Annotated in this window: 11 protein-coding genes; 6 read left to right on the top strand and 5 right to left on the bottom strand. The window is 62.0% G+C overall.

Annotated elements, in window-relative coordinates:
- Positions 1–17 precede the first annotated feature (17 nt).
- The 6 genes from I3J13_RS18275 (at position 18) to I3J13_RS18250 (ending at position 7,403) form a co-directional block, all read left to right on the top strand.
- The gene (locus I3J13_RS18275; protein ID WP_196379691.1) at positions 18–1,193 is read left to right on the top strand and encodes an isochorismate synthase; all 1,176 of its coding nucleotides are present in this window, start codon (positions 18–20) and stop codon (positions 1,191–1,193) included.
- A gap of 17 nt (positions 1,194–1,210) precedes the next feature.
- Positions 1,211–2,836 (top strand): (2,3-dihydroxybenzoyl)adenylate synthase, encoded by a 1,626-nt coding sequence (locus tag I3J13_RS18270; RefSeq protein WP_196379690.1) that lies wholly within the window; start codon positions 1,211–1,213, stop codon positions 2,834–2,836.
- 95 nt (positions 2,837–2,931) lie between these two features.
- The gene (locus I3J13_RS18265) at positions 2,932–3,801 is read left to right on the top strand and encodes an isochorismatase (RefSeq protein ID WP_196379689.1); all 870 of its coding nucleotides are present in this window, start codon (positions 2,932–2,934) and stop codon (positions 3,799–3,801) included.
- Between the two features lie 13 nt (positions 3,802–3,814).
- Entirely contained in the window at positions 3,815–4,570 is a 756-nt protein-coding gene (dhbA, locus tag I3J13_RS18260; protein ID WP_196379688.1) for a 2,3-dihydro-2,3-dihydroxybenzoate dehydrogenase, read from the top strand.
- A 78-nt stretch (positions 4,571–4,648) separates the two neighbouring features.
- Complete coding sequence (locus I3J13_RS18255; protein ID WP_196379687.1) at positions 4,649–5,362, top strand: 4'-phosphopantetheinyl transferase family protein; 714 nt, start codon at positions 4,649–4,651, stop codon at positions 5,360–5,362.
- 127 nt (positions 5,363–5,489) lie between these two features.
- Entirely contained in the window at positions 5,490–7,403 is a 1,914-nt protein-coding gene (locus I3J13_RS18250) for a PhoX family protein (RefSeq protein WP_196379686.1), read from the top strand.
- Between the two features lie 108 nt (positions 7,404–7,511).
- On the opposite strand, the gene I3J13_RS18245 is transcribed toward I3J13_RS18250, so the two are convergent.
- Genes I3J13_RS18245 through I3J13_RS18225 form a run of 5 tightly spaced genes read right to left on the bottom strand, consistent with a single transcriptional unit; the run spans position 7,512 to position 11,930 of the window.
- A complete protein-coding gene (locus I3J13_RS18245) occupies positions 7,512–8,207 on the bottom strand; it encodes a cytochrome c3 family protein (RefSeq protein WP_031234041.1) in 696 nt (231 codons plus the stop codon).
- 2 nt (positions 8,208–8,209) lie between these two features.
- Positions 8,210–8,701: a nitrate reductase cytochrome c-type subunit gene (locus I3J13_RS18240; RefSeq protein ID WP_065655264.1), complete on the bottom strand. Its 492-nt coding sequence runs from the start codon at positions 8,699–8,701 to the stop codon at positions 8,210–8,212.
- A complete protein-coding gene (napA, locus tag I3J13_RS18235; protein ID WP_196379685.1) occupies positions 8,671–11,175 on the bottom strand; it encodes a periplasmic nitrate reductase subunit alpha in 2,505 nt (834 codons plus the stop codon). Before napA ends, I3J13_RS18240 begins: the two co-directional genes overlap by 31 nt.
- Positions 11,150–11,437 (bottom strand): chaperone NapD, encoded by a 288-nt coding sequence (locus I3J13_RS18230; RefSeq protein ID WP_196379684.1) that lies wholly within the window; start codon positions 11,435–11,437, stop codon positions 11,150–11,152. The genes napA and I3J13_RS18230 overlap by 26 nt, the downstream gene beginning before the upstream one ends.
- A complete protein-coding gene (locus I3J13_RS18225; RefSeq protein WP_196379683.1) occupies positions 11,430–11,930 on the bottom strand; it encodes a ferredoxin-type protein NapF in 501 nt (166 codons plus the stop codon). The genes I3J13_RS18230 and I3J13_RS18225 overlap by 8 nt, the downstream gene beginning before the upstream one ends.
- Positions 11,931–11,936 lie beyond the last annotated feature (6 nt).

The following is an 11,936-nucleotide window of genomic DNA, read 5'->3' as shown; positions in this document are numbered from 1 at the left end:
CGCACAGGAGGCATCCCATGAAAACGGGAGCACTCAGGACGAATGACGTCGAATCCGACGAAATTACTGAATTTAATAGAGAATTTCTGTTTACTTCCGGCAGCGGGCAATTGCGCGCCAAGGGCATTCGCGAAAAGATAGCGATTCCCGCCCGGGGCGGCGAAGACATTGCCAGCCCGCTGCAGCAGGCACTGGCCGGCGCGTTCGAGCGTGCGCAGCGGGAGGGACAGGAGAACCCCATCGCCATCGGCGCGATCCCCTTCGATGTCAGCGAACCTTCATGCCTGTATATTCCATACAACTATGAATGGAATTCCAAGGATGCGGAACCGATCGTCGCCGATTCGGCCATGCCCGCACTTGTCGGCCAGAACAGCCTGCCGGACGAGAGCGGTTTCAAGCACGCCGTCGAACATGCCATCGTCAATTTCCGCCATTCCGAAGTCCGCAAGGCGGTGCTTTCCGTCATGCGTGAACTGACTTTCGCCTCCGAGGTCAATGTCGAAAGATTGCTGGCGAGCCTCGCCAAACAGAACCGCGAAGGTTACCAGTTCCGCATCCCGCTGCCCGATGGCGGCGACCTGATCGGCGTCAGCCCGGAACTTCTGATTCGCAAGCAGGGCGAGAAAATCATCTCGAACCCGCTGGCGGGATCGGCAAAACGCATGGTCGATCCGGCGGCGGACAAGGCCAATGCGGATCGGCTCTCGGCTTCGGAAAAAGACCATTACGAGCATAGCCTCGTCATCGAGGATATCCGCTCGCTGCTTTCGCCGGTCTGCGCGGAACTCGATGTTCCCGAAAAACCCTCCCTCATCAACACGGCGGCGCTCTGGCATCTTTCGACCCGCATCGAAGGCCGTCTCGCCGATCCGGAAACCAATGCGCTGCAGCTTGCCTGCCTGCTGCACCCGACGCCAGCCGTCTGCGGCTTCCCCACCGAGCGCGCCCATCGCCTCATCCGCTTCGTCGAGCCTTTCGAGCGCGGCCTCTTCACCGGCATGGTCGGCTGGACGGATTCGCAAGGGAATGGCGAATGGGTGGTGACGATCCGTTGCGGCACCGTGCAGCGGGAAACCGTGCGGCTCTTCGCCGGCGCGGGCATCGTGGAGGCCTCGGAGCCCGAATCCGAATGGGCCGAGGTGCAGACCAAGCTCAAGACCATGCTGAACGCCTGCGGTCTTGCGGCCTAATTTTCCAGGGACAAACCATGACAATCGAATTCCAACGCTGGCCCGAGGATTTCGTTCGCCGATACCGCGAACGCGGCTACTGGATCGACCGGCCGCTGAGCGGCATTCTCGCCGAACAGGTGGAGCGCCGGCCGGACGCCACAGCGCTGATCTGCGGCGACCGTCGTTTCAGCTACGCCGATCTCGACCGGCAATCCTCCAATCTGGCCGGACATCTCTCCGCCGCAGGCATCGGCAGGGGTGATACGGCGCTGGTGCAGTTGCCGAACATAGCCGAGTTCTATCTCGTCTTTTTCGCGCTCATCAAAATCGGCGCCGCCCCCGTCAATGCGCTTTTCAGCCATCGTCGGCTGGAAATGACCTCCTATGCGGAGCAGATCGCGCCGAAGCTGGTGGTCGCCTCGCGCAGCCACGAGCTTTTCGCCGATGACACATTTGTGGAGGCGCTGAAGGCGATCTCTCCAAAGCTTGCCGTGACCCTGCTGCTCGGCGAAACCGATCCGCAGCGCAGCCTGGAGCAGAAGCTGGCCGCCCCGGCCGAAAATCCACCGGCTTACGCCCCTTCCGCCGCCGATGAGGTGGCGCTGTTCCAGCTTTCCGGCGGCAGCACCGGAACGCCGAAACTGATCCCCCGGACGCATAACGACTACGACTACAGCGCCCGGGCCAGCGCGGAGATTTGCGAACTTTCGCCGCTGACCCGCTTCCTCTGCGCCATTCCGGTGGCGCATAATTACCCGATGAGCTCGCCCGGCGCGCTCGGTGTGTTCCACGCCGGCGGCGCCGTGGTCATGGCCGCCAATCCGGAGCCGCTTGCCTGCTTCGATCTGATCGAAAAACACGGCGTCGATATCGTGCCGCTGGTGCCGCCGGCGGTGGCGCTGTGGCTGCAGGCAGCTCCCGCCCATCGCGAACGGCTGAAATCGCTCAAACTCCTGCAGGTCGGGGGCGCAAGCTTCGCCGAAGCGCTCGCCCGCCAGGTGCCGGAGGTGCTGGGCTGCGACCTGCAGCAGGTGTTCGGCATGGCGGAAGGTCTGGTGAACTACACCCGCTTCGGTGACCCCGACCATATCGTCTTCACCACGCAAGGCAGGCCGATCAGCCCGGACGACGAAATCCGCATCGTCGACGAGGATGGTAATGACGTGCCGGAGGGTGAAGCCGGCATGCTGGCGACCCGTGGTCCCTATACGTTCCGGGGCTATTACCGCGCGCCCGAACACAGCGCCCGGGTCTTCGACAAGGACGGCTTCTATTATTCCGGCGATGTCGTGCAGCGCACGCCCGAAGGTTATCTGCGGGTCGTTGGCCGGGTGAAGGACCAGATCAATCGCGGCGGCGAAAAGGTCGCTTCGGAAGAGATGGAAAACCTGATCCTGCGGCATCCGGATGTGACGCATGCGGCGCTGGTGGCGATGCAGGACGAACTTCTCGGCGAAAAAAGCTGCGTCTTCGTCGTGTCGCGCAATCCCGCGCTCAAGGCGCCGGCGATCCGCCAGCATCTCGCCGGTCTCGGCGTCGCGGATTACAAGCTGCCGGACCGCGTGCGCTTCATCGAGGCCATGCCGCTCACCGCCGTCGGCAAGATCGACAAGAAGCGCCTTCGCGATTTGTTGACAGCCCCCGTCGCCATCAGCGCCTGACACGCAGCACCAATCGAAAGGGACGCTCAAAAGGGCGTCCCAATTCCAAAGATTACGCGCCGCCCAAGCCGGCGCAGCACAAAACCGAGGTCATCATGACGATCCCCACCATTTCCGACTATCCGATGCCGGTCGCCGCGAGCTTTCCGGCCAACAAGACAAAATGGCAGCCCGATGCGAAACGCGCCGTACTGCTCATCCACGACATGCAGCGTTATTTCCTGCGGTTCTACGAGGCCGACGGTAAGCTGATGACCACCCTCATCGACAATCTCGCCAAGGTGAAGGCATGGGCCGTAGAGAACGGCGTGCCGGTCATCTATACCGCCCAGCCGCATAACCAGCCGCCGGGCGACCGCGCGCTCCTGAACGACATGTGGGGACCGGGTCTCACCGTCGTCGATCCCGAATTGCAGAAGGTGGTCGACAAGCTCGCGCCGACACCCGACGACGTGGTGCTGACCAAATGGCGCTACAGCGCCTTCCAGCGTTCCGACCTTGCTGAGCGCATGAAAGGCTGGGGCCGAGACCAGATCATCGTCGGCGGCGTTTACGCCCATATCGGCTGCATGATGACGGCGGTGGAAGCCTTCATGAAGGATATTCAGCCCTTCATGATCGGTGACGGCGTCGCCGATTTTTCCGAGGCCGAACACCGCATGGCGCTGCAATATGTGGCGACGCGCTGCGGCGTGGTGATCGACACCGCAAGCCTTGTCGGCGCGGGCGAGGCCACCGGCACCCGCGAATGGCTGAAAGCCCGCGTCCTGCAGATGGTGGAGGATGAAAGCGATATCGACCCCGATGAGAACCTCATCTTCTACGGGCTGGATTCGTTGCAGGTGATGAAGCTCGCCGGCGAATTGAAGGAGCGCGGTGTCACCGTCGGCTTCGATGAGCTTGCGCGTGTGCCGACACTTTCCGCCTGGTGGGCGCTGATCGACGAAAAGCGGCTCGCAGCCTGAGCGGACGGACAAGATGACGCAACAGAGATTTACCGGACGGCGCGTGCTGGTGACGGGCACGGCCCAGGGCATCGGCCGCCGCATCGCCGAACGTTTCATCGAGGAAGGGGCCGAGGTCATCGGCCTCGACCTCCTGGCCGACACAGTGGGGGCCCCCTTCCGCCAGATCGCGCTCGACATCACCGACGCGACGGCGGTGGAGACGGTCTGCAAGGCGATAGAGAGCGAATGGGGCGGGCTCGATATTCTGGTCAATGCCGCCGGCATTTTACGGCTCGGCGACAGCGAAAGCCTGACGCCGGCGGACTGGAAAGCCTGCATGGATGTCAACGCTGCCGGGCCGTTCTATATGCTGCGACAATGGAGCGGCACCTTCAAGCGGCAGCGGCGCGGTGCGATCGTCAATGTCGGCTCCAATGCCGCCGTCGTGCCGCGCATCGGCATGATGGCCTATTGCGCTTCCAAGGCGGCGCTGGTCAGCCTCAGCCATTGCGCCGCCCTTGAGCTTGCGCCCTATGGCGTGCGCTGCAATGTCGTTTCACCCGGCTCCACCGATACGCCGATGCTTGCCGGCATGTTGAGCGATCCTTCCGGCAAGGACCGGTTGGTCGCCGGCCTGCCCGAGCAGTTCAAGCTCGGCATCCCGCTCGGCAAGATCGCGAGGCCGGACGATATCGCCGATACGGTGCTGTTCCTCGCCTCCGATCAGGCCGGCCATGTGACGATGCAGCAGATCGTCGTTGATGGCGGCGCAACGCTTGCGGCCTGAACGGGAGCGGGAGGGCGAAAAGCGTGAGCGGTTTCGCCATCTCATCATGATCTAGGCCGCTGGATGGAGGTGACGGACATGGCCATTGCAACGGCGTTTCATCGCGAAGCCGTCTCCGGCGATCCACCGGAGGCCATCTGGCCTTGGCCGGACGACAGCGGCGATTGCCATTGCCTCACCCTTCGTTACAGCGCCGATGAGGGTTGCGGCGGCGAGGTCCCTCCCTTGCCGCCGCAGCTTTTACACGCCCTGCCCAGACGCAAGGCGGAGTTCATCGCCGGGCGCAGATGCGCGGCAGAAGCCGTCCGCCGCCTCACCGGCCGCTCCACCTTTCCCGGCATGGGAGAGGACCGCGCGCCGATCTGGCCAGAAGGCGTGATCGGCGCGATTTCCCACAGCCATGAACGGGCGATTGCCCTTGCCGGCTCTTCCGGGCGGTTCCGCGGCATCGGTATCGATATTGAAAGGCTTCTGAATGAAGAGGAAGCCCGCGATATCGCCGCGCAGGCCCTGACGGCAAACGAACGTCACAGCCTCGGGAATGACATCGATCCCTTCATGACCGGCTTGATCTTTTCGGCCAAGGAAAGCCTGTTCAAGGCGCTTTATCCGACAGTGAAACGGTTTTTCTTTTTCGAGGCGGCGGAATTATCCGGCTTCGACGACAACGGCTCGGCCTCGCTGCGGCTGACCGCCGACATAGGCGGCGAATGGCGCAGGGGAACGGAGATTCCCTTCCGTTTCTGCCGTCTCGACGGCTTTCTCGTCACCCGCATCCTGATCGGGCGCTGACGAAAAAAGCCGCCCCGGCGCAGGGAAAATGACCGCCGATACTGCCCTTTCCGTCATCCGCATGAAATATTGGGACGGTACGCACCTTGCTGGAATGATTCCAAACAAGCAACGGTGGAGACAGACTATGACCGACATCGATACGAGCAAATTGTCCTGGGACGAGTGGGACGAACTGCAGAACCCGCCGCCGGCCGAAACCGATTTCGACCGCGTGGTCGAAACCGCGATTTCCCGCCGCGGCTTTCTGGGCGGCGTGCTTGCCTTCGGTTCGGCCGCGGCCGCCATGGGCACGCTCGGCAACCTGATGAGCAGCACCTCGGCCGAAGCGCAGGAAGCCGCCGTCGGCCGTTTCCCCTTCAAGCCGGTTGCCGCCGCCACCGACAACACCATCCATGTCCCGGAAGGTTATAACTGGAAGCCGCTGGCGAAATGGGGCCAGCCGCTGTTCTCCAACGTTCCCGATCTCGACCCCGCCAAGGGCGTCAGCGTTGAAAACTCCGACAAGGTCTTCGGTGAAAACACCGACGGCATGGAACTCTTCGTGGTCGGCAGCCACCAGCTGATCGCCGTCAACCATGAATATGTGAACCCCGAAATCAACCTTCCGCACGCTGAGAAAGGCAACCCGACGACCGCCGACGACGTGAAGATCCTGCAGAACATGCAGGGCGTCACCGTCATGGAAGTCGCGGAAGACAAGGACGGCTGGAAGATCGTTCTCGACAGCCCCTTCAACCGCCGTATCCACCACAATACGCCGATGAAGCTTTCCGGCCCGGCCGCAGGCTCCGATCTCGTCAAGACCGCCGCCGACCCGAAGGGTGTCGACTGTCTCGGGACCTTCAACAATTGCGGCGCCGGCCGCACGCCCTGGGGCACTTACCTCACCTGCGAAGAAAACTTCAACGGCTATTTCGGCACCACCGACGCCGCCTTCAAGCTGCCTGACGATTACAAGCGTTACGGCATCGTCGCCGAAACCCGCTACGCCTATGAGAAGTTCGACGCGCGTTTCGACGTCGCCAAGAACCCCAACGAACCGCGCCGCGCAGGCTACGTGGTCGAGATCGACCCTTCGGACGCCTCCTCCACCCCGATCAAGCGCACTGCGCTTGGCCGCATCAAGCACGAAAACGCCGCCGTGGTCATCGCCCGCGATGGCCGTGTCGTCGTTTACATGGGTGACGACGAGCGTGGCGAGTTCCTCTATAAATTCGTCTCCAACGGCATTTACGTGCCGGGCGGCGACACCTCGAAGCTGCTCGACGAAGGCACGCTTTACGTCGCGAAATTCTCCGACGACGGCGCCGGCGAATGGCTCGCCCTGACGCCTGAAACCACTGGCATGAAAATCGACGAAATCTGCGTCTTCACCCGTCAGGCCGCTTCCAAGGTCGGTGCAACGACCATGGACCGCCCGGAATGGGTCGCCATCAACCCGGTCGCCATCGAAGCCTATTGCGCGCTGACCAACAACAGCCGCCGCGGCGAAATGAAGGACGGCAAGCTGCGCGCCAATGCCGGCGGCGACGCCATGGCCATCAATGCCGCCAACCCGCGCGAAAAGAACGAATACGGCCAGATCGTGCGCTGGTATCCGGAAAATGACGACCATGCGGACGGCAAGTTCAAGTGGGACCTGTTCTGCATGGCCGGCAACCCTTCCGTTCACAAGGACGCCTATGCGGGTTCTTCGAACATCAATGAAGGCAACATGTTCAACTCGCCTGACGGCATGATGTTCGATAGCACCGGCCTGCTCTGGATCCAGACCGATGGCGAGGACACCAATGAAGGCAACTTCGCCGGCCAGGGCAACAACCAGATGCTGGCGGGCGACCCGGCCACCGGCCGTATCGAGCGCTTCCTCACCGCCCCGAAGGGTTCCGAAGTCACCGGCCAGACATGGTCCGGCGACAAGCGCACCCATTTCGTCGGCATCCAGCACCCCGACGCCCCCTTCCCGGATGGCGAAGGCAAACTGCCGCGCTCGGCCCTCATCGCCATCAAGCGCGATGACAATGTGAAGATCGGCTAAGCCACAGACATATTGGCAACCGGATCGCCGCGACAGCTGCGATCCGGTTGTACTGACGAAAACGCCGTGCGCCCGAAGGGATGCACGGCGTTTGGTTTTTCAGGCGGATCAGAACACGTTCCGGTGCACATCCGTCATCGCGCGCCGCAGGTCATCGACGGCAGAGGCCGTTGGCCCCGGCTGGTCGTTGAGCGCCGGCGGCATTTTCCAGCCGGGGTCTATGCCTTCCATATTGGGCAATTCATGGGCGATACCTTTATGGCAATCGATGCAGGTGGCCTTGCCCGTCAGCAGGTATTTGGAGTGGATATCGGCGGCGCGCTGTGTCTGTTTGGTAAAATCCATGGCGGCGGAGGAATGGCAGTTGCGGCATTCCAGGCTGTCATTGGCCTTCAGGCGCGACCATTCGTGCTGGGCAAGCTCCAGCCGCTTGTCGAGGAACTTCTTGCGCGTATCGATGGTGCCGAAAATCTTGCCCCAGACCTCCTTCGAGGCCTGCATCTTGCGGGCGATCTTGTCCGTCCACTCATGCGGCACATGGCAGTCCGGACAGGAGGCGCGCACGCCGGAACGGTTGGAGAAATGCACCGTCCGCGTCAGTTCCTCATAAACATTGGCGCGCATCTCGTGGCAGGAAATGCAGAAGGCTTCCTTGTTGGTCATTTCGAGCGCGGTGTTGAAGGCGCCCCAGAACATGACCCCGCCGACGAAACCACCAAGGGTTAGGAAGGCCAGGCTCAGCGTGCCGGCCGGTGTCGTCAGAACCGCCCAGAGCCAGACGAGAAGTTTTTTCACACGGGCGATCATCATTCGCTACCCGCCGGTTTGACGCCCATCTCGCTCATGTCCTGAAAGGTGTTGGGCACGAGCGGCCGTGTGTCGGCCTGCGGCACATGGCAGGCCGTGCAGAAATAACGGCGTGGCGAAACATCCGCCAGCATCTGGCCTTCGCGCGTCATGTAATGGGTGACGCTGATCATCGGCGCGCCGGAATCCTGCGTGAATTCGCGCTTGTGACAGGAGAGACAGCGGTTGGCGTTGACCGAAAGCTGGTAGCCGTCGATCGAATGCGGGATGACCGGCGGCTGCTCCGGATAGGCGCGCATGCGCCTGAAATCGTCGATCACCCATTTCGGCAGAGGTTTGGCGGGTTCGGTCTGCATGGCGTCACCGCGCGGGCCGGACAATTCCGGCACCATCTGCGCAACGGCCCCCGTCGCCACCGTCGCAACAACGAAAGCGGCGATCATCCATCCGTGTTTCCTGATCATGCGACCGGCTCTATCTTGACTGCGCATTTCTTGAAATCCGTCTGCTTGGAGATGGGATCGGTTGCGTCAAGCGTCACCTTGTTGATGAGCTGGCTGGCATCGAACCAGGGAACGAAGATGACGCCGGGTGGCATGCGGTTGCGGCCGCGCGTTTCCACGCGGGAGCGTATTTCGCCACGGCGCGAAACGATGCGGATTTCCGCGCCCTGATTGAGCCCTCGCTTGCGCGCATCGTCGGCATTCATGAAACAGCGGGCACCCGGGAAAGCCTTGTAGAGTTCCGGCACGCGCATGGTCATGGAGCCGGAATGCCAGTGCTCCAGCACGCGGCCCGTCACCAGCCAGGTATCGAATTCCGCATCCGGAGATTCCGCCGGCGGCTCGTAGGGCACGGCGATGATGACCGCCTTGCCGTCCTTGTTGCCGTAGAATTTCACGCCCTCGCCCGGTTTGACATAGGGGTCGTAACCTTCGCGGTAACGCCACAGCGTTTCCTTGCCATCCACCACCGGCCAGCGCATGCCGCGCACCTCGTGATAGGCATCGTAAGGCGCCAGATCATGGCCGTGGCCGCGTCCGAAGGCGGCATATTCCTCGAAAAGACCCTTCTGCAGATAGAAACCGAAGTGTTTTGCTTCCTGGTTTTCGTATTCGCCGTTGATCTCGCTTAACGGGAACTTGCCGACATCGCTGTCCTTGAAGAGCACCTCGTACAGCGTCTTGCCGCGATAGGCGGGATTGGCGTCCAGTATCTCCGCCGGCCACACCTCATTCGTGGTGAAGCGTTTGGAAAATTCCACCAGCTGCCAGAGGTCGGAACGCGCTTCACCCGCGGCCTCGACAAGCTGGTGCCAGACATGGGTGCGCCGCTCGGCATTGCCATAGGCGCCTTCCTTCTCCACCCACATGGCGGCGGGCAGGATGAGGTCGGCGCTCATGGCCGTGATGGTCGGATAGGCATCCGAAACAACGATGAAATTTTCCGGGTTGCGATAGCCCTGATAGGTCTCGTTCTTGGTGTTGGGACCGGCTTGGACGTTATTATTGACCTGCACCCAGTAGAAATTCAGCTTGCCGTCATGCAGCATACGGTCCTGCTGCACGGCGTGGTAACCCGGCTTTTCCGGGATGATGCCGTGCGGGATGCGCCAGATTTCCTCGGCATGTTTGCGGTGTTCCGGGTTCGTCACCGTCATGTCGGCCGGAAGGCGATGGGCGAAGGTGCCCACCTCGCGCGCCGTGCCGCAGGCCGATGGCTGGCCGGTGAGCGAGAAAGGGCTGTTGCCCGGCTCGGAAATCTTTCCGGTCAAAAGATGGATGTTGTAGACCATCTGGTTGGCCCAGACGCCGCGCACATGCTGGTTGAAACCCATGGTCCACAGCGACATGACCTTGCGGTTCGGGTCCGCATAAAGCTCGGCCAGCTCCTCCAGGAAGCCGGCTTCCACCCCCGTCATGGCGGCGGTCTTTTCCAGCGTGTATTCGGAGACGAATTCCTTGAAGGTCTCGAAATCGATCGCTTCGGTCTTGGTCGGATCGGTGGAATTGGCGGCATTCACCTCCGCCGGATTGTCGGGCCGCAGGCCATAACCGATATCGGTGACACCGCGCACGAATTTCGTGTGGTTCTTCACGAAGTCTTCGTTGACGCGCCCGGTCTTGATGATGTGGTTGGCAATGTAATTGAGGATGACGAGATCCGTACCCGGCTTGAAGACCATCGGAATATCGGCAAGGTCCATGCTGCGATGGGTGAAGGTCGAAAGTACCGCCACCTTCACATGGTCGAAGCCCAGGCGCCGGTCGGCAATGCGCGTCCACAGGATGGGATGCATCTCCGCCATGTTCGAACCCCAGAGCACGAAGGCATCGGCATGTTCGAAATCATCGTAACAGCCCATCGGCTCATCCATGCCGAAAGTGCGCATGAAGGCGTAAGCGGCGGACGCCATACAGTGGCGGGCATTGGGATCGAGATTGTTGGAGCGGAAGCCGGCGCGCATCAGCTTGGTCGCCGCATAGCCTTCGAAGATGGTCCATTGGCCAGAGCCGAACATGCCCACGGCCGTCGGCCCCTTCTCCTTCAGCACCCGCTTGCACTGCTGCGCCATCACGTCGAAGGCCTCGTCCCAGCTCACCGGCTCGAACTCGCCGTCCTTGGCGTAGACGCCGCCTTTCTTGCGCAGAATCGGGGTTTGCAGGCGGTCCTTGCCATACATGATCTTGGACAGGAAATAGCCCTTGATGCAGTTGAGGCCGCGATTGACCTCCGCCTGCATGTCGCCATGGGTGGCGACGACCTTGCCTTCCTTGACGCCGACCATGACGCCGCAGCCCGTGCCGCAGAAACGACAGGGCGCCTTGGACCACTTGATCTGCAATGCGGAAACCCCGCCCGGCACCGGCTGGGCGGCGGCCGGCAGCGCAATGCCCGCCGTTGCCGCCGCAATGCCGGCGGCATGGGCCTTCAATAGATCACGCCGCGTCAGTTCGCTGCTCATCGCCGCTTGTCTCCTCTGTGTCGACGTGTTCGAAAACCATGTTGGCGGCAATCACACCGTCGAGTGTCGAAATATAAGTGAGCGTATCGCCCAGCATGCCGGTGCTCGTGCCGTCTATGACGATGACGATCTTGCCGTTGCCCTCGCCGTGGACCTCGACATTGTCGAGCGTTAAAAGCGTTGCGAACACGGCGTCCCGCATCTGCGGCATCACCGCCACCACGGCGCTTGAAACATGATACCGGCCTGTATTTTCAGGCATATTGCATCTCCGTGGCTCTCTCTTTGATCTCGATCACACTGGCGGGACAGACGGACACGCAGGCCCCGCAACCGGTGCAGGCATCTTCCAGCAGTTCCGGAACGAATGGGCCGCCGCGCCGGGGCCGAAACCGGATAGCCTCGGTCGGGCAGGCATCGCGGCAGGCCTGACAATCGATATTGCCGAAGGCGAGACACCGCTCACCGATCGCCATGACATGATCGAAGCGCTGCGCCGCGGGGGCGGCAAAGACCGGTTCGGGACAGGCCTCCGCGCATTTGCCGCAGAAGGTGCATTCCCCGACGGAGAAATCCACCGAAGGCAAACCGTCCGCCATAACAATGATGCCGGTGGGACAGACCTCGACGCATTTTGCGCAACCGCTGCACGCGGCGAGGTCACTCAACGCGACCCCGGGGGGACAGATGCGTGGTCTATTTTTTTGCCCGCCGCGCAGGAAATCGCGCCGGCTGAGAGAGACTTCCATCATCATCTCGCC

Origin of the sequence: Agrobacterium leguminum (genome assembly GCF_015704895.1) — a bacterium.
Classification (GTDB): Bacteria; Pseudomonadota; Alphaproteobacteria; order Rhizobiales; family Rhizobiaceae; genus Agrobacterium; species Agrobacterium leguminum.
Note: the sequence above shows the minus strand (reverse complement) of the source record. Positions and strands in the feature narration are given on the sequence as shown.